At 62.6% G+C, this 22,491-nt stretch carries 25 protein-coding genes; 11 read left to right on the top strand and 14 right to left on the bottom strand.

The features are described 5' to 3' along the window. Positions 1-169: 169 nt before the first annotated feature. The 7 genes from N2315_02140 to N2315_02110 all read right to left on the bottom strand — a co-directional run bounded on the left by N2315_02140 (position 170) and on the right by N2315_02110 (position 5,839). Positions 170-391 (bottom strand): sulfurtransferase TusA family protein, encoded by a 222-nt coding sequence (locus N2315_02140; protein ID MCX7827987.1) that lies wholly within the window; start codon positions 389-391, stop codon positions 170-172. A gap of 37 nt (positions 392-428) precedes the next feature. Beyond that, complete coding sequence (gene yedE / locus N2315_02135; protein MCX7827986.1) at positions 429-1,538, bottom strand: YedE family putative selenium transporter; 1,110 nt, start codon at positions 1,536-1,538, stop codon at positions 429-431. A 30-nt stretch (positions 1,539-1,568) separates the two neighbouring features. Further along, positions 1,569-2,735, bottom strand: a complete 1,167-nt coding sequence (locus N2315_02130) for an aminotransferase class V-fold PLP-dependent enzyme (protein MCX7827985.1) — start codon at positions 2,733-2,735, stop codon at positions 1,569-1,571. A gap of 5 nt (positions 2,736-2,740) precedes the next feature. Then, positions 2,741-3,373 carry a sulfurtransferase-like selenium metabolism protein YedF gene (gene yedF / locus N2315_02125; protein MCX7827984.1) on the bottom strand — a complete coding sequence of 211 codons (633 nt, stop codon included), beginning with the start codon at positions 3,371-3,373 and terminating at the stop codon, positions 2,741-2,743. Positions 3,374-3,551: 178 nt separating this feature from the next. After that, a complete protein-coding gene (locus N2315_02120; GenBank protein MCX7827983.1) occupies positions 3,552-3,785 on the bottom strand; it encodes a DUF3343 domain-containing protein in 234 nt (77 codons plus the stop codon). Beyond that, positions 3,778-4,536 (bottom strand): acyl-CoA dehydratase activase, encoded by a 759-nt coding sequence (locus N2315_02115; protein ID MCX7827982.1) that lies wholly within the window; start codon positions 4,534-4,536, stop codon positions 3,778-3,780. The genes N2315_02120 and N2315_02115 overlap by 8 nt, the downstream gene beginning before the upstream one ends. Before the next feature lie 31 nt (positions 4,537-4,567). Further along, complete coding sequence (locus N2315_02110) at positions 4,568-5,839, bottom strand: double-cubane-cluster-containing anaerobic reductase (protein ID MCX7827981.1); 1,272 nt, start codon at positions 5,837-5,839, stop codon at positions 4,568-4,570. A 411-nt stretch (positions 5,840-6,250) separates the two neighbouring features. On the opposite strand from N2315_02110, the gene N2315_02105 reads away from it, so the two are divergent. Beyond that, positions 6,251-7,585, top strand: coding sequence for an MATE family efflux transporter (locus tag N2315_02105; protein MCX7827980.1), 1,335 nt, complete (start codon positions 6,251-6,253; stop codon positions 7,583-7,585). Here the strand turns inward: N2315_02105 and N2315_02100 are convergent. The 3 genes from N2315_02100 to N2315_02090 form a co-directional block, all read right to left on the bottom strand. Further along, positions 7,568-7,831, bottom strand: coding sequence for an EAL domain-containing protein (locus N2315_02100; GenBank protein ID MCX7827979.1), 264 nt, complete (start codon positions 7,829-7,831; stop codon positions 7,568-7,570). The two genes, N2315_02105 and N2315_02100, sit on opposite strands and share 18 nt — an antisense overlap. Before the next feature lies 1 nt (position 7,832). Then, positions 7,833-9,545, bottom strand: coding sequence for an EAL domain-containing protein (locus tag N2315_02095; protein MCX7827978.1), 1,713 nt, complete (start codon positions 9,543-9,545; stop codon positions 7,833-7,835). A 232-nt stretch (positions 9,546-9,777) separates the two neighbouring features. After that, entirely contained in the window at positions 9,778-10,611 is an 834-nt protein-coding gene (locus N2315_02090) for an aminotransferase class IV (protein ID MCX7827977.1), read from the bottom strand. Between the two features lie 176 nt (positions 10,612-10,787). Between N2315_02090 and N2315_02085 the strand changes: the two genes are divergently transcribed. After that, positions 10,788-11,804 (top strand): hypothetical protein, encoded by a 1,017-nt coding sequence (locus tag N2315_02085; protein MCX7827976.1) that lies wholly within the window; start codon positions 10,788-10,790, stop codon positions 11,802-11,804. A 23-nt stretch (positions 11,805-11,827) separates the two neighbouring features. On the opposite strand, the gene N2315_02080 is transcribed toward N2315_02085, so the two are convergent. Continuing rightward, on the bottom strand, positions 11,828-12,829 hold the full coding sequence (locus N2315_02080) for an NAD(P)-dependent glycerol-3-phosphate dehydrogenase (protein MCX7827975.1): 1,002 nt from the start codon (positions 12,827-12,829) through the stop codon (positions 11,828-11,830). A gap of 144 nt (positions 12,830-12,973) precedes the next feature. Between N2315_02080 and N2315_02075 the strand changes: the two genes are divergently transcribed. The 4 genes from N2315_02075 to N2315_02060 are packed head-to-tail and all read left to right on the top strand — an operon-like array spanning position 12,974 to position 15,238. Continuing rightward, entirely contained in the window at positions 12,974-13,465 is a 492-nt protein-coding gene (locus tag N2315_02075; protein ID MCX7827974.1) for a QueT transporter family protein, read from the top strand. 16 nt (positions 13,466-13,481) lie between these two features. Then, a complete protein-coding gene (locus tag N2315_02070) occupies positions 13,482-14,003 on the top strand; it encodes a hypothetical protein (GenBank protein MCX7827973.1) in 522 nt (173 codons plus the stop codon). Further along, on the top strand, positions 13,960-14,946 hold the full coding sequence (locus N2315_02065) for a LysM peptidoglycan-binding domain-containing protein (protein ID MCX7827972.1): 987 nt from the start codon (positions 13,960-13,962) through the stop codon (positions 14,944-14,946). The genes N2315_02070 and N2315_02065 overlap by 44 nt, the downstream gene beginning before the upstream one ends. 22 nt (positions 14,947-14,968) lie before the next feature. Next, a complete protein-coding gene (locus tag N2315_02060; protein ID MCX7827971.1) occupies positions 14,969-15,238 on the top strand; it encodes a hypothetical protein in 270 nt (89 codons plus the stop codon). A gap of 36 nt (positions 15,239-15,274) precedes the next feature. Here the strand turns inward: N2315_02060 and N2315_02055 are convergent, their stop codons facing one another. After that, positions 15,275-16,660: a PAS domain-containing protein gene (locus N2315_02055; protein MCX7827970.1), complete on the bottom strand. Its 1,386-nt coding sequence runs from the start codon at positions 16,658-16,660 to the stop codon at positions 15,275-15,277. 144 nt (positions 16,661-16,804) lie between these two features. Here N2315_02055 and N2315_02050 point away from each other — a divergent pair, with 144 nt between their 5' ends. The 3 genes from N2315_02050 to sdaAA are packed head-to-tail and all read left to right on the top strand — an operon-like array spanning position 16,805 to position 18,803. After that, a complete protein-coding gene (locus N2315_02050) occupies positions 16,805-17,203 on the top strand; it encodes a response regulator (protein MCX7827969.1) in 399 nt (132 codons plus the stop codon). A gap of 53 nt (positions 17,204-17,256) precedes the next feature. Next, the gene (gene sdaAB, locus N2315_02045; GenBank protein ID MCX7827968.1) at positions 17,257-17,934 is read left to right on the top strand and encodes an L-serine ammonia-lyase, iron-sulfur-dependent subunit beta; all 678 of its coding nucleotides are present in this window, start codon (positions 17,257-17,259) and stop codon (positions 17,932-17,934) included. After that, positions 17,931-18,803, top strand: a complete 873-nt coding sequence (gene sdaAA / locus N2315_02040) for an L-serine ammonia-lyase, iron-sulfur-dependent, subunit alpha (GenBank protein ID MCX7827967.1) — start codon at positions 17,931-17,933, stop codon at positions 18,801-18,803. Before sdaAB ends, sdaAA begins: the two co-directional genes overlap by 4 nt. Before the next feature lie 99 nt (positions 18,804-18,902). On the opposite strand, the gene sfsA is transcribed toward sdaAA, so the two are convergent. Beyond that, on the bottom strand, positions 18,903-20,024 hold the full coding sequence (gene sfsA / locus N2315_02035) for a DNA/RNA nuclease SfsA (GenBank protein ID MCX7827966.1): 1,122 nt from the start codon (positions 20,022-20,024) through the stop codon (positions 18,903-18,905). Positions 20,025-20,226: 202 nt separating this feature from the next. Beyond that, on the bottom strand, positions 20,227-21,183 hold the full coding sequence (gene arcC, locus N2315_02030; GenBank protein ID MCX7827965.1) for a carbamate kinase: 957 nt from the start codon (positions 21,181-21,183) through the stop codon (positions 20,227-20,229). A 210-nt stretch (positions 21,184-21,393) separates the two neighbouring features. Here arcC and N2315_02025 point away from each other — a divergent pair, with 210 nt between their 5' ends. Next, positions 21,394-21,867 (top strand): Lrp/AsnC family transcriptional regulator, encoded by a 474-nt coding sequence (locus N2315_02025; protein MCX7827964.1) that lies wholly within the window; start codon positions 21,394-21,396, stop codon positions 21,865-21,867. Positions 21,868-21,869: 2 nt separating this feature from the next. Continuing rightward, on the top strand, positions 21,870-22,385 hold the full coding sequence (locus tag N2315_02020; GenBank protein ID MCX7827963.1) for a nitroreductase family protein: 516 nt from the start codon (positions 21,870-21,872) through the stop codon (positions 22,383-22,385). Positions 22,386-22,491 lie beyond the last annotated feature (106 nt).

Here is a 22,491-nt window from a genome sequence, read left to right as displayed (position 1 = left end):
CCTTCCCCCTCGCCTTGTGTCTATACCTCTGAACAATTATGACAAATTCCGCTGCCCAGGATCATGGAGGGTGTCACAGTTTCGTTGTCAACCGATGCCTTAAAACAACAGGGGAGGAGCTGTCCCCTCCCCTGTTGTGATGCTTAAGTAGCCTTATGTTGTTTAAGATTTAAGAGCCCGCGGTTATCCTAAAGTCTCCGTCGGGGGTTTCCTCCCACGATGCCGAAAGACCCCTGGAGGAGCAGAACCGCATGACGTTCTCCCGGGATGTCACGGTGCTCACCAGGATGGTTATGGGAAGCTCCGGTGAGGAGTCCAGGGCCTTCTTGGTCAAAAGCACCGGCTGGGGGCAGGACAGCCCCCTGGCGTCGACGGTTGCGCTGGAAGACATGTTAAGATGCACCCCCCTTGTGTGCGTTTAAGCCCGCCTAGACGTTTTCGTTGCGGCTCAGGAACCCCACCGCGAGGCAGAAGATCATCCCCAAGCCCCAAGCCCACACGACGTAGGGGGACGGCCCCTTGGCGGAGCTTGCAAGGGTGAAGTTGTGGGCCACCGCGGCGCCGGTCAGCATTCCAAGGACGAACACCGCCGCGTCGGAATCCCCCTCTCCGGACATTATCACCTGCCGGCCCGGGCATCCACCCGCCAGGGTGAAGGCCAACCCGGACAGCATCATGCCGAGGAAGTTCCAAAGGTGCGACGGATGCGCCACCGGCTGCCCTTCCACCCCCAGCTTGAACTGTCCAAGGGCCCCGTTGGTGGCCGCGGCGGACGCCACCAGGGCGGCTATGCCCCAGAAAAGGTGCGGGTCCTTCAGCATGATGAGGTCCCGGAAGGCCCCCACGGTGCAGAAACGGCTCCTCTGGGCCATCCAGCCTATCACCGCCCCCACCGCCAGCGATGCCGCCACCGAGGCGTGCATCGCCCCGGGACCCTTGGCGGAGAAGAATATGGGCCCCGTGGGGTCCCCCTCCGGGGTGCGCCCCATGAGTGGCGCCGCCACCAGAAGCGCCAGCAGTCCAAGCACCACCACGGGCATCACGTAGCCGGAGGCCTTTGATGTGGGCCTTGACCTGCCAAGGTTAAAACCGTTCCACAGAAACCCTATCCCTATGCATATGCCGCATATCAAGCCCAGTATCCCCGCCACGGCGGTGAGATCCCCTCCCGCCAGCCTGAGGTAAGCCCTCCAGGGACAGCCAAGGAAGATGAGGGCCCCCACCATTGCGAAGACCCCAAGGAAGAAGCGGGTCACCGGCGAAGAACCCCCCCGGGGCTTCATCTCACCGAACGCCATGGAGGCCCCGAAGGCCCCCAGCAGAAGGCCCGGGATCTCGGGCCTTAGATACTGCACTATGGCGGCCCGGTGGAAACCAAGGGCCCCCGCTATGTCCCGGGTGAAGCAGGCCACGCACATCCCCATGTTCCCAGGGTTCCCAAGGTGCACCAACACCGGGGCCAGTATCCCCACCGCTATGCCGGTAATGATGGGGCCCCACTTCGAGGTAAGAACACAGCCTCCCTTTGAACAGATCACCTTAAATACTCCCTTCCCTCTCATCTGTCCTTATCGCCGACTTAGTACCTCCCTGAGGGCCCACAGGGCCGCTTCGACGTCCTCGGCGGTGTTGAAGTAGCCCACCGAAAGCCTTAAGGCCCCCACGGGGTAGGTGCCCAACGTCCTGTGGGCCAAGGGGGCGCAGTGAAGGCCCGGCCTGGTCTCGATCCCCAGCTCCGAGAGCTCCATGGCAAGGGTACCGTTGTCCGTGGACCGGTGGTTCAGCGCCACCACCCCTAAGGACTTACCCGGGTCGGTGACCCCGTAGGTCTCAACGCCTTCGATGCCCTTGAGCCCTTCGAGCAGAAGCCTCTTCAGCTCCGCTTCCCTGGCCCTTATGGCCTCGATCCCCGTGGACTTCAGCCATCCCAAGGCCCCAAGAAGCCCCGCTATGCCCGGCAGGTTCGGCGTACCTGACTCGAACTTGTCCGGCATGGCGGAGGGCTGTGTCTCCTGGTGGGAGAAGCTCCCGGTGCCCCCTTCCACCAGGGTAGAACAGGCCTCCGCCAGGGAGGGGCTCCACACTATGCCCCCTATCCCCTGAGGTCCCATGAGCCCCTTGTGGCCCGTAAAACACAAAGCCCCTATGGAAAGGTCCGAAACGGATATCTCCTCAACCCCCGCGGTCTGGGCGGAGTCCACCACCAATGGAACCGACATCCTCCGGCAGGCCTCCGCCACCGCCTCCAGATCCTGCATTGTCCCGCATACGTTGCTGCCGTGGCACAGCACCGCAAGGTCCGCCCCGTTCAGGGCCTCCCTGAAGTCCTCCAGCGGAAGCGTGCCGTCCGGGCCGCACCTCACCACCCGCACCGTGACGCCCAACTCCTCAAGGCGTCTTAAGGGGCGTATCACCGCGTTGTGCTCCATGGATGTGGTGACCGCGGTCATGCCGGGCTTGAGATACCCCTTGAGGACCACGTTAAGGGCCTCCGTCACGTTGGACGTGAAGGTCACGTACCGGGGGTCCCCGTTGGAGCAGCCGCCGAAGAACCGGGCCAGCTCCTCCCGGCATCTTAAGACCATGTCCATGGTGGCAAGATCCCTTGACGAAGCGGACCCCCTGGCCAGGTTCGCGCCGTCCTGGGTCATGAACCGGTACATGGCCTCCGCCACCTCAAGGGGCTTAGGCCACGTGGTGGCGGCGTTGTTAAGGTATACCCTGCGGGTTTCCATTGGGATCAGCCTATGGTCACGGCCTTGGGCATGCGGAACACCTGCTCGGTTATCTCGAACATGTTGGAAACCGCGCCCGCCGCGATCCTGTCGGTGATTCCGAAGTGCTTCGTGCAGGTTCCGCAGACCAGCACCTGGGTTCCCTGGGCCTCCATCTCCCTTATGGTGTCGCAGGCGGAGGATTCCGGAAGGGCCAGGAAGACGCCGCCGTTCATCAACGCCAGCACCCCAACCCGCCCGGACTGCCTCATGGTCTCAAGGAAGGCCTTCATCAGCGCCTCCCCCAGCTCCGCCGACTCGGACCCCATGGTCCTGGAGAGGATGAGAAGCCCCATGTCCATGGCGGAGCACGAGCATCCCGCGCCCACCTCCGCGGGGCTTGGGACGGGGTGGGAACCCGTCCCCTCCAAAGCCTTTTCGCCCCGTATCAGGGTACCCTCTGGACCTTCCGCCCTGCTGACCCGGTATCCCTTGCCCTCAAGGAACCTGGTAACGTTGCCCGCCGCCACCGGGTTGTCCACCAGGACCTCCAGGTCCACCTCGCCCCGGTCCACCGCCTCTTTGGTCATCATCACCGGCTGGGGGCAGTTCCTGCCCCTGGCGTCTATCCTCATGCCACATGCCACCTCCGTCTTCAACCTCCATTGGCGCTTGATGGAATTGTCCTTTTTATCGGGGCCAAGAGACCCCTCTATACGCCCCGATTCCCCGGTGGGACCTTAAAACCTCCGCGGCTCAACGGGGCTTTACCTGTCCCCTAAAGCCCCGGTTGCCGCCTAATGGCCCATGCACGCAAGAAGCGCCCCTGGGAGCCCATCATCTTATACGCTTCCCATCCTCCGATATGACCGCCACCTTAAGGCTGAGCTCCTCCGCCTTGAGGGCCACCTGCTCAAGGTAGGCCTCGTCGAACTTGAGGGCTATCCCGCAGCTCTCGGTGAGATGTCTTGGGGAGGGGCATACGTGGTGGGGCACCATGAGCTCCCGCAGGCGCTTGTGAAGCATCATCCCCTCCGAGGCCCCTTCGAACAGGCAGTACAAACTAGCCAACCGGCACCCCCCTCAAGGCCGTAAGCGCCGCCCCCAACGCCCCGGCGAAGGCCCCATCCTTCACGGGGTTAAGGCGCATCCGCCCCGTGGACATGAGCTCCGGAGCGCCTTCCAGCTGGGACAGCCCCCCGGTGAAGGCGAAGGATCCCCCTTGGGGATTTATGAAACTTCCAAGGGCCTCAAGCCTTCGGGCCAGGGACTGGAACATCCCCTTGGCCACCCTGCCCCTTGGAACTCCGCGGTTTAAGAGGGATATGACCTCGCTCTCCGCGAAGACCGCGCACATGGAGCTCACCTCCACGGCCTCCTGGGCCTCAAGGGCCTCCCGTACCATCTCCACCATGCCGAACCCCATGACCCTTGCCATGTTCTCAAGGAAACGGCCGGTGCCGGCGGCGCAGCGGTCGTTCACCCGAAAGTCCAAGACTCTTCCCCGTGTATCCATCTCCAAGGCCTTGCTGTCCTGGCCCCCCACGTCCAGCACGAACCGGGCCCCAGGGGCCAGGGCAACGGCCCCCAGGGCGTGGGCGGATATCTCGGACACCACAGAACAGTTGTCGAAAATCCCCTTCAGAAGGTGCCGGCCGTAGCCGGTGAGCCCCGCTGTTGGAGCGCTTGGAAGGCGGGAGGGCAGGGACTTAAGGTCCGTCCCCTCGGAGGATATCCTTCCCATGTCCTCCAGGGCCTGATCCTTGAGCAGCACCCATTTTATGAACCGGCTTCCCGCGTCTACCCCAAGGGCCAAGGACATGAATCACGCCTCCCGGTGTCTCTTGAGTCTCTTAAAGGCTCTCCAGGAACGCCTCGACCCTGGTTCTGATCTGTCCCTCGTCGCCGGGGGCGTAGTCGGTCTCAAGGCAAAGGAGCGGAATTCCCTCCTCCTTAAGGCGCCTCTTGAGGGATGCCTCCTCCACCTGGTAGGTGGAGCAGAAGCTGAGGGTAACGTCTATCACCCCGTGGACACGGTACTCCCTTGCCAGCTCCACCACGTCGTCCAGCCGGCCCTGGTTGGGGGAGAAGCAGGCGCAGTTTATGCCATCAAGGTAGCGGTCCGCCAGAGCGTCTATGAGACCCTCCAGGTCCTTGGCGGAGGTGTCCACGGAGCTTTTGAAGTACCTGGTGCCGGTGCAGTTCTCCTCCACCACCACCGCGGCCCCGCTGGTCTCCAGGATGTGATGTACCTTCCAGTTGGGCACCACTATGGGGCTCCCGGTCAAGAGCACCCGCTTGGTCCCCTTGGGGAACACCCCAAAGCCGGAGCTTACCCGGTCCCTGCACTCATCGGCGAGCTGCCGGGTCATGGAGGTGAACCTGCCTATGTCGTCGTAGAAGGCTATCTGGGACACCACCAGGGAGTCTATCCCCGATATGGGAACTGGGTCCGCCTTGCGGGTCTCGTAAAGGTCCCTAAGGGCCTGCCTCTTGGCCTCCACCTTCTCGATGGCCTCCAGGAGTTTCTCATGGGTGAGCTTCCGGTTGAAGCGGCCTTCCAGCTCCCCTATGAGCTCCCTTACCTGGGAGCGCCAAAGGGCCTTACCCTCCGGGGATTTGCGGTTCGGAAGGTCCATGACGTAGGTGGGGACCAGACGGCCCATCTCCTCCCAGGCCTTCTTCTTGCCGTCGCAGGTGTTCTCCGCCACCACCAGGTCCACCGACTGGAAGTAGGGGCACGTCTTGGACAGCTTGGCTCCCAGGGCGGCCTTTATCAAGGGGCAGAGGTTCCTGGGCAGCACCTTCTCGCCCTCAGGAACCCAGAACTGGGAGCCCGCGCAAAGCCCCACCATGAGGCCCCCGAGGGCCAGGATTATCTCCTCGGGGACGTAGACGCAGAAGGAGCCCGCCACGAACCCGCCGTTCCTCTTGTGGTCTACCAGCTCCTTTATCCTAAGCCCGTGGACCTCCGCTATCACCATGTTGAAGTAGTCCATCCCGGAGGGCCGGTCCTTCTGGTGGAGGAACGCCTCCTCGAAAAGGGGTGGTAGAGCGGCGCAGAGCTTGTCGTGCAGCTCCAAGTCCAGTCCAAGGTCACTCCACATCTCACGGTAATCAGCCAACTGAAACTCCTCCTTCCGATTCTCCCCCCGGTGAGAACGAGCCCTCTTAACCGGGGCTGTCAAATGGATGACGCACAAGACGCCGTCATTTGCTGGGGAAGAACCGGAAACCGATGGGAACGGTTTTCAAGGGAGCCCGTCGGGAGCCATCCGACATGAGGCCCCGGCGCTTGATTTCAACAGGGGAGGGCCGAAACCCACCGGCTTCCGGTTTTCATGGGGTTGGCGCGCATGCCATGCGACAGGACAAGGCCTCAAAGAACGCGCATGCCTACCCCTCCTCTGCCGGTGGTATAAGGGATCACCTGGTATGATAGCATAAGCTTTCAAAATAGGAACTTATATTGGGTAATCCCCTTAAGCGGTTATAATCATACCATAACCGATTGCATGTTAGGAGGATTCAGCGATTTGAGCGAAGATCGTCTGGGCAAGGCCCCAATATCGTCTTTGATCGTAAAGTTCTCGGGCCCCGCCATAGGGGCGCTGATAGCCCACGCCCTTTACAACATAACCGACCGGGTCTTCGTGGGCCGGGCGGTGGGTTCCGAGGGGCTTGCGGCCCTCTCCCTGGCGTTCCCGATCATGCTTGCCTTCATCGCCCTTGGGCTTGTGGCGGGGGTGGGGACCTCTTCCCGGATGGCCATATGCCTTGGGGCCTCCGACCGGGATGGGGCCTTGAGGGCCCTGGGCAACGGGCTTCTACTGGCCCTGGTGGGGGGCGGCGTGTTCGTGGCGGCATCCTTGGTGGGGATGGACCTCTTCGCCTCCTCCCAGGGGGGGGAGGGTAGGGTGCTGCAGCTCTCAAGGGACTACATGAGGATAGTGCTCCCCGGTTCCATATTCTCGGTGGTGGGGATGACCATGACGCCGGTCTTAAGGGCCCTCAACAGGCCCAACTCCGCCATGGGGGTGCAGCTGGCGGGGGCGCTGCTGAACGTGGCGCTGGATTGGTGGTGGGTGATGGGGCTTCACGCCGGCGTCAAGGGAGCCGCTTGGGCCACCTTGGTGTCCCAGGCCTTCATGGCCCTCTCCGGGGTCCTGCTGGTCCTTAGGACCTCAAGGCTTGGCGTAAGGCACCTCCGTCCGGACCTTTGTATCATGAGGCGCATCGTGTCCGTGGGGCTGCCCTCGGGGCTCACCGAGATGGGGTTCACCATAGTGATAGCCCTGATGAACCGGCAGGTCAAGTTCTACGGCGGCGACGCAGGACTTTCCGCCCTGGGCATATTCTTCGGCCTGGACGCTTTGTTCTTCCTCCCCGCCATAGGGTTGGGGGAGGGGGCCCAGCCCATAATAGGGTACAACTACGGGGCGGGGAACCTGGAACGGGTGAGGAGGACCATCTGGACCGCGGTGGCCTACGCGGTGGGCTATTTTTGCCTTAGCCTCCTGGTGGTCCAGATCTTTGCGGAACAGCTGGTGGGGTTGTTCGTGAAGAACGACCCGGAGCTTCTAAAGATGGCCGCATGGGGGCTTAGGGTGTCCTACGCCGGGGCCCCCATGGCGGGGATGTCCATAACCGCCGGCTACTACTTCCAAGGCATAGGCAACTGGCGGGCGGGGCTTCTCTCCGCCATGTGCCGGGTGGTGCTCTTCGTCCTGGTGCCCCTCGTGGTGCTGCCGCCCATATTCGGCATAACCGGCGTCTGGATGGCGCTGCCGGTGGCTGACGTGGGAGGGTGTCTCTTGGGATTCTACCTGGTCAGAAGGAGTCTAAGGTCCCTGTCATCGGGGGAGTCTTAGGGGGTGCGACAGGATCCCCGACTCGGACACCATGGACTCCAGCGACTTTAGCGGCATAGGGGGGCTGAACAGGAACCCCTGTATGCAGCCTATGCCCATGTTGGTCACGGCGGAGCACTGTTCCCGGGTCTCCACCCCTTCCACCACGGTCTCAAGCTTAAGGGCCTTGGCCATGCCCAGTATGGCGGCTATTAGGGCCATGTCCTTCTCGCTCCTTGGAACTTGGCTTACGAAGGACTTGTCCACCTTAAGACCTGTCCAGCGTGAAGTCCCTAAGGTAGCTCAACGACGAGTAACCGGTGCCGAAGTCGTCTATGTAAATCCTAACTCCGGCCTTCCTAAGGTCGAAGAACACCTTCTCGGCCCTCCGCCGCTCCTCAAGGATGGCGTTCTCCGATATCTCAACTATGAGAAGCTTGGGGTCCAGCTGGGATCTCTCGAGGGCCAGCCTTATCTTCTCCTCGGGGTTGCCCAGCCTAAGCTCCGTGCCCGATAGGTTGACGGAGACCGGAACTTCGCCTATGGGGCCCTGGGACCAGCTCTTGGCGTCCATGCAGGCCCGGTTGAGCACCCACTCGCCTATCTCGAGGATGAGCCCCGTGCTCTCCGCTATGGGTATGAACTTGGAGGGGGGCACGTAGGTTCCCTTCCCGGTGGGCCAGCGGAGCAGGGCCTCCATGGCCACCACCTTGCAGTTGACAGGGTTTACCAGGGGCTGGTAGTGCAGCTGGAACTGTTCCTCCCGGATGGCCCGTCGGATGCCGTTCTCCAGCACCATCCTCATGGTGAAGTCCCTTCGGATGTCCCGGTTGAACCGGATGCACCTAGCTCCCCCCAGCTCCTTGGCCCGGCGCAGGGCGTGAAAGGCCTTGTCAAGCAGTTCGTCGGGCCTTGTGCCGTCGTGGGGTGATATGGATATCCCAACGCTGCAGCTCACGGTTATCACCGGGTGGGTGTCCGTAAGGGGTTCCCGGAAGGCCTCCACCACCCGATCCCCCAATGCCAAAGTTTCGGTCTCGTGGCGGGACAGCAGCACCGCAAAGGTGTTCCCCTCCAGCCGGAACACCCCCTCGTTCTTCCCCACCGCGTCCTTTATGCGCCGCAGGGCCAGCTGGAGCATCCGATCCCCCCCGTCGTGCCCAAGGAGCACGTTTACGTCCCGGAACCTATCCATGTCCGCCAGCAGAAGCCCCACCGGGTCGTGGCTGGGGGGGAGGATTTCGGAAAGCCGGCTTAACAGGTACGGGCGGTTGGGCAGGGCGGTCACCGGGTCGTGGGTGTAGATCCAGGGCGGGGCGGCATCTTGCGTTGTGTTGTCCGCCAGCACCGAGAAACCTATCCTCCCTCCCCGGGGGTCGTTTATGGAGCGCACCCGCACCTTAAGGGGCACTATCGCCCCGTCTAAGCGGCGCAGGTTCACCTCACCCTCCCAATGCCCCTTTTCCTTTACTATCCATGCCACGCTGGAGGCGGTGGCGGGGCTCTGCAGGAACCTTGAGAAGCGCTTCCCCAGAAGACGGTTCATGGGGGTCTTCAGTTGATCCAACATGGCGTCGGTGGCGGCCATCACCCGGCCCTCGTGGTCTAGGACCACGCACATCCTGTCCACCTGCCCCAGCAGCATATCCTCCCACATGGAAGCCCTGTCCCAGGAGGCCATCACCGACACGCCGGAGGGGACCGGGTTCACGAAGGCCGTCACGCTGCGGTCCTCCAAGTGGAGCCTGAGCCTTGAGGCCCTGCCCCGCAGGGCCCAAAGAAACGCCTCCCTGGCGGCGCCGTGTCCCTTCCTTGCGAAGGTCTGCCCCTCTGCAAGTCCCATCTCCCGGGCCAGCTCCAGCCCCTCCTGGTTGTGGTCCAACAGCTCCCCCTGTGGGGACAGGAGAAGAAAAGCCCAGCCTCGCTGCTTCAACGTCTTGGGAGCGAAGATCTCTTCAAGGCTGGGGGCTTTGGATTGCATGGCCGAATCTCCTTTTCTTTGGGGATGGTCCTTCCCCTTGGGGTGCCGTAAATTGGGCAAGTTGTCATTAGATATTTTACAGCCTTGCGACTTTCTTGGGTCGCACTCTATGGGGTCAATGGTATCAAAAATATATAATTAATCAAGTACTAGGGTCCCATAAAGGCTAGGCGGAGGTCCCTGTGGCGATGGGACTTCCGCCTGCTTAAGGGTTGAGCGTTGACCTTAGGGGCTACCCAAGCCACTTGGGAAGGGATGCTTTGTAGAGCCTGTGTAGGTGCTGTGTCACAGGCCCGGGTTTGCCGTTTCCGATGCGTCGGCCCCCTATGCGCACCACCGGCAGGATCTCCTTGATGGAGCCGGTTATGAACGCCTCGTCGGCGGTCTCAAGCTCGTTTACCCTTGGACAGCGCTCCTCCACCTTGAAGCCCGCCTCCTTGGCCAGGTGCAGAACTATCCCCCTGGTTATGCCCGCCAGCACCCTGCCCACCGGGGCGGTTATTATCCTGCCGGCGGCGCACAGGAAGAAGTTGCTGGACGACGCCTCGGTTATCTCCCCGTTGGGGCAGAACAGGGACTCGAACACGTCCCCCATGCCCGCCACCGGGATGTAGCCGAACATGTAGTTTATGCTCTTTATGAGGGGGAACGGCCTTTCCATGGCCACCGGCTGCAGGGCTATGCCGGTCCTGTACAGCTCCGGGTCCGGCAGCTCCAGTGGCTCCACCAGCACGTAGAGCCGGGGCTTGGGGAAGCGCTTGTTCTCCATCACGTCCCCGCCGGTTATGTAGGGCTTCATTATTATCTCCCCCTCCGGAAGCTCCGGACGGCTCAGTATGTGGGAGAATATCTCCGGTATGCGGGACACCAGATCCTTTGCCTCTATCCCCGCCTGCTCGGCGCTCCTCAAGAGACGCTCCAGGTGGGGTCCCGGGGCGAACGGCCGCCGGTCGTAGGTCCTTATGGACTCAAACACCCCTATGCCCCTTTGGATGGCGTAATCGGACAAGGGCACGTACGCCCTTTCAAGGGGCGTGAACTCACCGTCGTGATAACAGAACATCATCACAAACCCTTCTTTCCCTAGTGGTGGTCAAGCCATAAGTATAATCCAAAAATCAAAATGCGCCATGACGCCGTGGCGGTGAGGTTGTATATTTAAAACGCGGTTTCCAAGGCTCAGGGGCTTTTACGCCCCCGATGCCGGGGGACCACTTAAGCCTATCACAGAGGGGGGCCCTTATGGAGGTTCTGGCGCTGGATCTATCGTCCGCGGGGCTTGAGTTCGCCTTGGTCCGACGGGACGGGAGCTCAAGGCTTAATGGCATGGTAAAGCTTAGGTCCTTTGATCCCTCTGAGGCTCGGATGGTCTCTTCGCGGCTGCTGGACGCTTTGGGTGGAAGTCCCGTCCGGTTGATCGCCTCCAGCGGCGGGCTTAACCGTCCCGTGGGGGTCGGGGTCTACTGGCTTGAACCATCCCTGGAGGAATCCCTGTCCTCCGCCGGGGCCATGGGCTTTGCCCCCCTGACGGCCCTTTTGACCGCCCAGGCCCTGGGGCTCAAGGCGCTTCTGGTGGAGCCCATGACGTCCTGCGAGGTCCTCCCTCACTCACTTATAACCGGCCTGCCGGAGCTTCCCGTAAGGCCGCTGCGGCACGCCCCCCAGGTCAAGTGGTGCAACGTCACCGCAAGGGAGGAGGGGCTGTTCCCCGAGGACGCCTCTTCGGTGGTGGCGTACCTGGGCCGGGGGTTCTCGGTGTGCGCCATCAAGGGAGACCTGGTGTTGGACTCCAACAACCCGGAGGAGACTGGCCCCTTCTCGGTGGCCTTCTCCGGCTCGGTTCCCGCCATGGACCTCGTAAGGGAGGCCTTGAGCGGCCGCAGGAGCCGGGAGGACCTTTTAAGGCTCCTGGCGGGGGGCGGCGGCGTGGCGGGGTACCTCGGGACGTACCTCATGACCGAGGTGGAGGCGGCCTTCCAGAGGGGCAACCAAAGGGCGGCGGAGGTGGTGGGCGCCATGGCCCATCAGGTGTCCCAGTGGATAGGCGCCATGGCGGGGGTCCTTGACGGCCGGGTGGACTTCATAGCCCTTTGCGGCGGGTGCTCCGCCTTCACCGATCTTGCGGGGCTCATATCCCGCCGGGTCCAGTGGATTGCCCCGGTGTTCAGATACCCCAGGATCACCGGCCTTCAAGCGGTGTCGCAGCTGGCCTTCAGATCCCTGGAGGGGAGGTACGTAGCTCCGGCTGACATGTCATAAGTTCCTTGCCCACAGGGGACGGGCTAGGCGAGGGACTCCATCTTCGGCTCCCGGCACAGGAGCTCCTCCATGAGCCTGCGAGGGACCTCCCCTTCGAAGAGCACCCTGTAGACCCCTTCGCATATGGGCATCTCCACCCCCCAGCGCTTGGCGTGCTCCCTTATGGCCTGGGCGGTGAAGGCCCCCTCCGCCACCTGACCCAGTTCCGCCTTGGCCTGGTGGAGCTCCATGCCGGAACCTATGAGCATGCCCAGCTTGAGGTTCCTTGAGTTGGAGCTGAAACAGGTGGCCATGAGGTCCCCTATGCCCGCAAGGCCCGATAGGGTGATGGGATCCGCCCCCATGCGCATGGCAAGGCGGGACATCTCCGCAAGGCCCCGGGTGGCCAGGGCGGATACCCCGTTGTCCCCCATGCGCATGGCCCTGGCCATGCCGCACGCTATGGCTATCACGTTCTTCACCGCTCCCCCAAGCTCGACTCCCGTCACGTCGGAGCTGCCGTAGACCCTGAAGCGGCTGCTGTTCACCAGCCCCTGCCAGTGCCTTGCCTCATCTGGATCGTCGGAAGCTATCACCACCGCGGTGGGAAGCCCAAGGGCCACCTCCTCCGCATGGCTTGGGCCGGAGAGCACCGAATACCTGTCCCCGGGCGCCTCCTCCTCAAACACCCGGTGGAGCAGGTGCCCGGTGGATATCTCTATCCCCTTGGCCAGATTGAGCCACCGGCGAGGGCCGTAAGACCTTGCGGAGCGCAGAAGCTCCCGCACCCCCTGGGCGGGCACCGCCGCCACCGTGAGGTCAGATGCGCCTAAGGCCTCCGATATTTCGGAGGTTACCCGTACGTTGGGACTTAGCAGCAGGTCCTTGAGATACCTGGGATTTCTGCCCGAGGACTCCATGTGGCGGGCCATGTTGGCATCCCTGCACCAAAGCACCACCCGGTGCCCGTTCCTTCCTAAAAGGTCCGCCACCGCGGTACCCCAGCTCCCGGCCCCCAACACCGAGATGATCGCCCCTTCGCTCAAACTCACAACCCCCTTGGGTCCAAAGTCCCTTCCTGCGTGGTGCCGCTGCAGCAGCTGGGCCTATGGTTTATAATTCAAAAATAGTGGTCCCCGTTGGGACACGGTAATTATACTCATCATCCTTTTGAGGAGGGACTTCCCCTTATGTTCCAGTTCGATAAGATCAAGCTTACCAGATCCGCCCTGGTGGGGGCCCTTTACGTGGCCCTTACGCTGGCCTTCGCCCCCATATCCTACGGGCCCGTGCAGTTTAGGGTCTCGGAGGTGCTCACCCTGTTCCCGTTCCTCTGGCCCGAGGCCCTGGCGGGACTGGGCATAGGGTGCCTCATATCCAACCTGGCGGGGGGCTTCGGGTGGGTGGACGTGGTTTTCGGCACCTTCGCCACGGTTTTAGCCGGATACCTCACCATGAGGTCCAGGAACCTCTTCATGGGGGCCCTCTGGCCCGTGCTCGTCAACGGCCTTGTGGTTGGGGGATATCTCTCGGTGCTGCTCAAGATGCCCTGGCACCTCTCGATGGCCTACGTGGCCCTGGGGGAGGCGGGGGTCTGCTTCGGCCTTGGGGTGCCCCTTGTAAGGGCCCTCTCCCGTCTTCCGGAGGGCCGGTTTTCGGCCCTGAAGGGCAGGGGCCGGTGAGGAAGGGCCTGTCCCCATGAGCTGGATTTCCAACCTATCCTGGCGGCTCAGGCAGCTCAGCTACCCCGAGGAGTTCCGCCTTCCGGAGCCTGAGTTCGACGGCGACCAGCTGGACACCCTTGAGGACCTGGTGCAGCTCATACAGCCCGCCCTCATATCCTCCGAGGACCTTCATCGCAGGGACAAGAGGGAACTGGCCCGCTTCCTGGCGGAGCTCGGCACCGGGGTGTGGCGGGTGAAGAAGAAGGTGGAGTCCATGAAGCGGGTGCCCAAGGAGATCCGGGAGGCCATATACGCCCTGGAGAGCACCTGGGAGTCCATGGCTCAGGACGGTGTGCAGGTCATAGACCACGTGGGGGAGGTCCCCCTTGGCATGGTGCCCAAGGTGGTGCAGGTGGTCGAGGTGCCGGGGCTGGAGAAGGAGATGATAGTTGAAGCCCTCAAACCCACCATAATGCTCAAGGGAGAGGTCATACAGGTGGGGGAAGTGGTGCTTGGGCGTCCCGGAGGTGAGGCCAGAGATGGCGATACAGCATAGGAGGCATCACGGGGCACCGAAGTTTGATGGACTGCCCAACAGTGCGGGGGCCAAGGCGGTTTTGGACGGCTACCAGAGGGTCGAGGCCATAGCCTCCCTGGTGGAGTCGGTCATCATATGGCGCTCCCAGTGGCTTTTAAGGAAGGGGGCCCTGCAGGAGGCGGAGGACGTGCTGTTCCGCCTCATCTTCAAGGAGGGCTCCAGGAACCCGGAGGCCATGGACCTTCTGGGCCGCATATACTTCCACCGGGGGCAGGACATGAAGGCGGTGGAGATATGGAGAAGAGCCCTGGAGCTGCAGCCGGGGAACATCAAGCTTAAGAGGACCCTGAGCCTTGCTAAGGCCATAGAGGAGGGCAAGAGGTCCGCCATAATAGCGGCCCACCGGCTGGGCCTTGCCATAAAGGCGGCGTTGGCCGCGGGGGGCCTATGCGCGGTGCTATTTGGCGCCTTCCTTGGAGCCAAACACCTGGAACGTTGGCTCAAGGGCCCAGAGCCCGCGGCGTTGGAGGCCCACTACTACTACGACGTCTCGAAGCTCTCCACCCCCATGAAGGGATCGTACCCCCTTGGGTTTACCCGGGTGAAGCAGGGTACCTCCATCTCAAGGGGACGGGTGGAGGTGTTGGTGGAGCAGGAAGGGGACGCGGTGAGGGTGTTTGGCAAGGTGCCAAGCCTTCTTACCCGCTATCAGGTGGAGATGGCGGTGTACGCCATGGATGGGGCCAAGCACGTTGACCTGAGGGGCCTCGAGGTGGAGCGCAGCTACCGGGTTCAACGGGGCGACAGCCTGTGGCTCATATCAAGAAGGCTCTACGGGGAGGGTCAGGCGTGGACGGTGCTGTCAAGGCACAACGGCCTGGAGGACCCCTCCAAGCTCAAGGTTGGGCAGACCCTGAGCCTTCCCCTGGGGGACGAGGAGCTCGTCCCGGACCGGCGGTGACCTGCCGCTTGCGGGGGCCCGCATGAGCTTGGACCGAGTACCATCCGGGCGCTCCTTCAGGGAAAAGATGGGCTGCGCCGAGGCGGCGTGCCGAGTGTTGCTCCTTTGGGGCATCTTCCTTGGGATCAGCTTCGTGCTCAAGCGGTTTTTCCCCGCCTTGTCGCTGGACGTGAAGCCCCTCAACCCCATTAAGGTGGGGGTGGCCATGGCGGCGCTTTGGGCGGCCTTCAAGGGGTCCGGCGGGCTTACCCGCCGTCTGATGGATTCTATGGAGCGTAGGTACGGCCCCTGAGGCGAGGTCGCCCCGTTCCCGTCAATAAGCAGATGGTCAGGCGAAGACTCCGGGGGGGAGGGATGCGGTGGTGGCCCTGCAGAGCACCATCACCTCCCCCTTCGCCTTGGGAGACTTTATGGGGGACATGTTGATCACCAGCGACGTCCTGCGGGACCTTAGGTGAACCCGAAGCAGGGGCCTCTTCCCCTCTCCGGCGGCAAGGAACTGTTCCCGGACTCTCTCCCGATCCTGGTGGTCCATCAGGTCCCAAAACCTGGTTCCCGTAAGACTCGGCAGGTCCCTGAAGAGGGATGCCATGGCCCGGTTGGCGAAGCTTATGGTCCCGTCGGGGGAACAGAGGGCCACCATGAGGTCCATGCCGTCCAGGATGTCCCTGGTGCGGCCCGCCTCCATGGCGGCCCTTCTCTCCACCCCCTTGGCGTGGCTGATGAGACTGTTCATGGCCTTCACGATGCCCTCCAGCTCCCCGGATTCCAAAGAAAGCATCTCCAGGTTCCCCGAGGCGGTCATCTGCGCCACCTTTTCGTACACCCCCTGAAGGGGTTCGCTTATGTGGGTTCGGTGCCACATTATAAGGCCTGTGCACATCCCAAGCCCCAGCAGGGCCACCCCAAGAAGGACCCGTCCCATGAGCTCCCGCACTTCCCTTGCGATCCAACGGTCAACCCTGATGTGTCCCTCCGCTACTGGGTTGCCCAGTGGATCCCACAGGAGCGCCGCAATGTCCAAGGAGGAGGAACTTATTGGCACTATGGAGACGGCGTCCTTGGGGTCCCTGTGGGGGGACCTTTCTCTTGCCCGGGGGATGGGGGATATCTCAATAAGGCCCGGTACAACCCCTCGCATCTCCTTAACTTCTGGAAGTGGACGGGTGAGCACCAGCCAGCCCGCCATGGGGAGCTTGGAGTCGCTGTCCCTTATCTGTCTTGCGGCCATGAGGTATATCTGGTTGTCCAAGGATACGATGCCCCTGGAGTAACCGGTCTTGTAGGACCTTGCCAGGAGCTCCTTGAAGAGTGATATCTCCTCCCCGGAGCAGCCCGCCAGCCACTTGGTGCCCCGGATGTACCTGCCGTGCCATCGCACCGAAAGGCCCTTCGTGAAGAACGCCGCGTGGCTCAGGTTGGCGTTCTCGAAGGACATGAGGTTCAGGTTTTCCTCCTCGAAGGACAATTCCCCCCCCAGGACGAACCGGTATGCCTGGTCCCAGTTGGCCCAATCTATGCACAGAAGATCCAGCTGGGCGGCCTGGTAGTCGAGAAAACCCCTGAGCTCCGCCCCCCTTCCCCTGGCCTCCTGCACCTCCAACCTGAAGAGGGCCCTGTCGGCGTACTCCATCAGGGCCAGGAACAGCATGCCGGACAGGACCACGAACATGAGGGCGAACCCCAAAGGCATCTTCCACCAGTTTTTACCCAAGGACTCGCCCCCCTTCCACAATACTTGTGCGTGGCCCCATAGGCGGATTATATCACCGGCGCAAAGCAAAATTTTCCACCTTTCCCACGATTCTTCCGGCGGGTTGGATGGTAAAATCAGTTCAAAGGGCGGTTTTAAGGGGGTATGAAGGTGCGTTTCCTGGTGGCGGATGATGACCCAAGCAGCAACCGCCTCTTCCGAATATACCTTTCCGACATGGGGGAGTGTCTAAGCGCCCAGGACGGCGCGGAGGCCCTCAGGGTCTTTGAGGAGGCGGCGAACGGCGGCGCCCCCTTTGACGCGGTTCTACTGGACGTGCTGATGCCCCAGATGGACGGGGTGGACGTTTTAAGCCACATCCGCTCGCTGGAGCAGCGGCTGGGCTTGCCCCCAACGCCGGTGGTGTTCCTCTCCGCCCTTGGGGAGGATGAGGTACTTGGGGCGGTGGACAGGGATCCCAGGGTGGCGGTGGTGCGCAAGCCCGTTTCCAGGGATTCCCTCAAGGCGGCGATGGATAGACTGCTGGGGCCTTCGGGGGCTTAGGCGCCCCGGTGGGTTATGATTATGCATCATTGCATCACGTTGGAGGTGTTTCAATGGCTTTGGAGGAGATAGTGGGGCCCGTGATGGTGGGGCCCTCTTCGAGCCACACCGCCGGTGCGGTGAGGCTGGGCAACCTCGCCAGGCTCTGCTGGGGAGGGGAGGTCCGGGAGGTGGACATATTCCTCAGGGGCAGCTTTGCCGCCACCTTCTGGGGGCACGGCACCGACAAGGCCCTCTTGGCGGGGATCATGGGGTTCTCCCCCAGCGATGAGTCCCTTAAGGAGTCCTTCAGGATAGCCGCGGAGCGGGGGCTTAAGTACCGTTTCCACGGGGAGAAGGTGGATGGAGCCCATCCTAACTCGGTGCGCTTCGTGATGAGGGAGGGCGACAAGATGATGGAGGTGGTTGGCGCCTCCCTGGGCGGCGGGGCGGTGGAGCTGCAGGAGGTGGACGGCTTCAGCCTTAGGGCCTCCGGGGAGCTTCCAACCATGGTGACCTTCCACCGGGACGAGCCCGGGGTCATAGCGGCGGTGAGCGCCATCCTGGCGGAGGCGGGGATAAACGTGGCGTCCATGAACGTGCACCGTCAGGGCCGCGGCAAGGGGGCCGCCATGGTGCTGGAGCTTGACGCCCTGCCTTCGGAGGAAGTGCTGGAGCGGATCAGGAAGTGCCACGGGGCCATAAGGCGCCTTATGCTCATACCCTCCCTGGGAGAGGAGGCGGGAAGATGAGGTCCTTTGACGCCATCTTGGAGAGGGCCAGGAACCTTTCTCTTACCGACGCCATACTTTCCATTGAGGAAGAGGAGCGGGGCGTGCCCAGGGCTGTGGTGCTGGAGCGCATGCTCTCCCGCCTTAGGGACATGAAGGCCTCGGTGGTGTCGGTGGAGCAGCGTCCCCCAAGGGCAAGGCTGGTGGGCGGCGAAGGGGAGTCGCTGGAGCACCTAAGGCGCTCCGGTTCGCCCCTGTCGGGGGACTTTGTGAGCCTGGCCTGTTCCATATCCATGAAGGTGGCGGTGGGCAACGCCGCCATGAGGCGCATAGTGGCCTGTCCTACCGCCGGCAGCTGCGGAATAGTGCCCGGGGTCTTGGCCGCCTACTCCAGGACCCATGAGGTGTCGGAGGAGGAGCTGTTGAAGGGCCTTTTGGTGGCCGGCGCGGTGGGGTCCGTGATAGCCGAGCGGGCCACCCTGGCGGGGGCTGAGGGGGGCTGCCAAGCGGAGTGCGGCGCCGCCGCCGCCATGGCCTGCGCCGCCCTGGTTCACCTCAAGGGCGGGGATCCGGAGGCGGTGTTCCACGGCGCCGCCTTGGTGCTTCAGTCCATAATGGGAATGGTGTGCGACCCCGTGGCGGGTCTTGTGGAGGTGCCCTGCGTGGTTAGAAACGGCACCATGGTGGGGGTGGCGGCGCTGTGCGCCGACATGGCCCTGGCGGGGGTGAGGTCCACCATACCACCCGACGAGGTGGTGGACGCCATGGCGGCGGTGGGAAGGGCCCTGCCGTCGGCCCTCAGGGAGACCTCCGAGGGGGGGCTTGCGGCCACCCCCACGGGACAGCGGATAGCAAGGCAGCTAATGGCGGAGGCGCCTAGGCTTAACTAACGGCTTCGGCCCTAAGACCACTGGGATTGACCTTGGCAGCGTAAAGGGAGCGCCGCCGTTTACGGGTGGATAAGGCCTGGGCGGCGGGGAATACGAAGATCAACCCTCCGGGGCGTCGGGCATGACCTGGCGCCCCAAACCTATTAGGGACCTCATGTGAAGCACCGTCTCGAAGACCTGGGCGGTGGGGTCTTCGCCAAAATGGAAGAGATGGCTGAGACAGCCGCAGTCGGAGGATCCAAACCGGGGTATGGGAGTTCCCCCAAGCCTCCCTATGCTCTCCGCCAGGAGGCACTCGATCTTTAGGTGGGTCCTCACGGGGATGCCCCGCTTTGCCTTGCAGAGCCTTGAAAGGTAGTCCACGTGCCAGCGCGGGATCTTTACGGTCCCCAGGTGCCTTGCCATCCTCCGTTCCAGACCCCCCATCCCGGAGCCCACGTAGACGTAGTATCCCTTGGGAAACAGGATGTCGCCCAAGGCCCCCACGGTTACGCGGCTCTCATCCCCCAGCCTCATGAGCACGCAGTAGGCCCCTCGGTCCACCATGTGGGGTACCGCCGGCTCCAGGGGTATGGGGATGTTAATTGGTTCCGACAGGAGCCTAAGCTCCGGGTCCATGTCTATCCCCGCCGCCATGAGCCTTACCCCAAGGTCTTTGGCCTCCCTGAAGGCCTGGGCGAACCGAAGGTCCGTGTGCCAGTCGGGCAGGAAGGCCGAAGGGGCGGTGGACTGCACCAGGAACAGCACCCCCCGGTCCATGTGGTCGATCCCAGCCAGGTGCTTAAGGTGCTTGGTTCCCCTTTCGGAGGGGGCGTCTGGGAAGAACGCCGTAAGGCGGTTGAACAGGGTGCAGCTCTTGACCTCCAGGAGCATCCGGCAGGACCCCCCTTCGAGGAGGAGGTCGAAGCGGCTGTGGAGGTGTTTTACCTCCCGGGCCGCCACCTTAAAGCCTTTAAGGGGGCCTATCAAGCCCCGGTTTATGAGGGCTTCCGCCACCCGGTTCATCTTTATGGTGTCCAGGTGCACGAACCCGCCGTTTCTTAGGGTCCCGTGGACCTTGTAGGGCTTGGCCCCCTTTGAGGGGAGCAGGTAGACCCGCTGCCCTGGAAACAGGAGCTCCAGAAGGCGTCCTGGGTTTGGAAGATGGGCCTCCTGTGTTTTCCCGTCCACCATCACCTCCGCCACGAACCGGTTAATGCGCCTTAGGAAGGTTCCCTCCACCGGCTCGGGGTTCAAGAGCTCATTGAATTTTATGGGGTAACCGGGTTTACAAGGTCCCATGTGGGTCCGCTGGTCTCCTTTTAGTTTGGGGTTTCTGGCCATTGTAGCATCTTTAGAAAAAAGCCGAGGGACCTTTGAATGGGCCCCTCGGCGGATGGTTTAAGCCTTACTTCGGAGTTGCGGAAAGCCGCGGACCACAGGTTTACGCCATGGTCACCACGGTGCCCTCCCGGCCCTCCAGGGCGTCCACCGCCTTGTAGAGGGAGGTGATGATGGCCTTCTTGCCCGGGAAGGTCCTGGCGAACTTGACCGCTGCCAAGACCTTGGGGAGCATGCTCCCGGGGGCGAAGTGGCCCTCCTCCATGTACTTGATGGCCTCCGCCACGGTCATGTGGGATAGCTCCTGCTGGTTGGGCTTCTTGAAGTTTATGCAGACCTTGTCCACCTCGGTGAGGATGAGGAGGATGTCCGCCTCGATCTCCTCCGCCAGCTTCTCCGCCGCCAGGTCCTTGTCTATGACCGCCGCCACGCCGGAGAGGGAGCCGTCCATGTTCTCAACCACCGGGATGCCGCCGCCGCCGGCGGTCACCACGATGGTGGTGTCCCACAGCCTCTTGACCGCGGAGATCTCGGCGATCTTCTTGGGCTCTGGGGAGGCCACCACCCGCCTCCAGCCGCGGCCCGCGTCCTCCTTCATGGTGTAGCCCTTCTCGGCCATGAGCTTCTTTGCCTCCTCCTCGGTGTAGAAGGGGCCGATGGGCTTGGTGGGGTTCTTGAAGGCCGGGTCGTTGGCGTCCACCACCACCTGGGTCACCAGGGTGACCACCGGGATGTTGAGGTTCCGGTTACGCAGGGCGTCGCGAAGGGCCTGCTGGATCTGGTAGCCGATGTAGCCCTGGCTCATGGCGCCGCAGACGTCAAAGGGCATGGCGGGGGTCTCGGGGTTCGCCTGGGCGGCGATCTCCTGGCCCAGCACTATGCGGCCCACCTGGGGACCGTTGCCGTGCACCACTGCCATCTCGTAACCCCTCTTGCTTATCTCCGCCAGGTAAGCGGCGGTCTTCTTCACCACTTCAAGCTGGGCCTCCGCGGTGGGCGGGGTGCCTGCCTCCTGGAGGGCGTTGCCCCCCAACGCTACTACTACCTTAGTGGCGGCCATTACATATCACTCCTCGTTACCTTAGGATATGGGATATTCTAAACCAAAAGAGCCCTTGAGTTCAATATGATGTTACAACAACCTGGGTGTCAAGGTTGCCATGATTCAATAAAAGAGCTTTGGCAAAACGGGGAAATACTGTATTATTTTAAGTGAGAGTGCCGGCGTGGCCGGAGGGCTGTGAAAAATTAAGGAAGCGGGGGAAGGGACATGCAGGTGGAAAAGTGCCTTGACGAGATAGGCCGCAAGATCCTGAGGGCTCTTCAGGAGGACGCCAGGATATCATACAGCGAGCTTGGCCGGAAGGTGGGGCTATCCTCGCCCGCCATAGCGGAGAGGATAAGGCGCATGGAGAACGCGGGGATAATAAAGGGCTACAAGGCCATCGTGAGCCACGAGAAGCTGGGTTTCCCCATAACCGCCTTCATAAGGATCGCAATCCCCGCAAGCCGCATCCACGAGGCGGACCAGATAGCGGAGCGGATACCGGAGGTGCTGGAGTGCCACCACGTGACCGGCACCGACGGCATCATCCTAAAGGTGGTGGTGTCCTCGGTGGGGCACCTGGAGGAAGTGGTGAACCAGATGGGTTTCTACGGTCAGACCACCACCTCGGTGGTCCTTTCAACCCCCATAGCCAACCGGGTGGTGGAGCCCGCCATATCTCAGAAGGAGGAGGAGTGACGTTGAACCAGGCTATAAAGGCCATACTTTCAAGGCGCAGCATAAGGCGCTTCATCGACCGCGAGGTTAAGGAGGACGATATAAACCTGTTGCTTGAGTGCGCCTGCGCGGCCCCCAGCGCCGCCAACTCGAGGCCTTGGCACTTCGTGGTGGTGACCGAACGGGGAGTGCTGGACCGCATGGGCGAGGCCCATCCCTACGGCAAGATGCTTTTCGAGGCCCCGTTGGCTATCGTGGTCTGCGGGGACCCCACCAAGAGCGACTACGCCGCCCGGTACTGGGAGGAGGACTGCTCCGCCGCCATGGAGAACATCCTGATCGCCGCCGCCTCCCTGGGGTTGGGCTCCGTGTGGCTCGGGGTCAAGCACTCCCCCGAGAGGGAGGCCGCCATGAGGGCCATCCTCTCGGTGCCCGACCACGTGGCGATACTGGGCATCGCCGCCATAGGCTGGCCCGGGGAGGAGAAGGAACCCCACAGGGGCATCGACGATGGAGTGGTTCACAGGAACCGCTGGTAGATCTTTGCCTTTTTAATCTAACTCAGTCCCTTAGGTGGTAAAATCTAGGTTCACCCCCCGGTGCCCCCACCGGGCGGGTGTTCCATTTCTTTTGTTCGGAGGCAAG

It is taken from the genome of Thermanaerothrix sp., assembly GCA_026417795.1.
Classification (GTDB): domain Bacteria; phylum Synergistota; class Synergistia; order Synergistales; family Synergistaceae; genus Thermanaerovibrio.
Note: the sequence above shows the minus strand (reverse complement) of the source record. Positions and strands in the feature narration are given on the sequence as shown.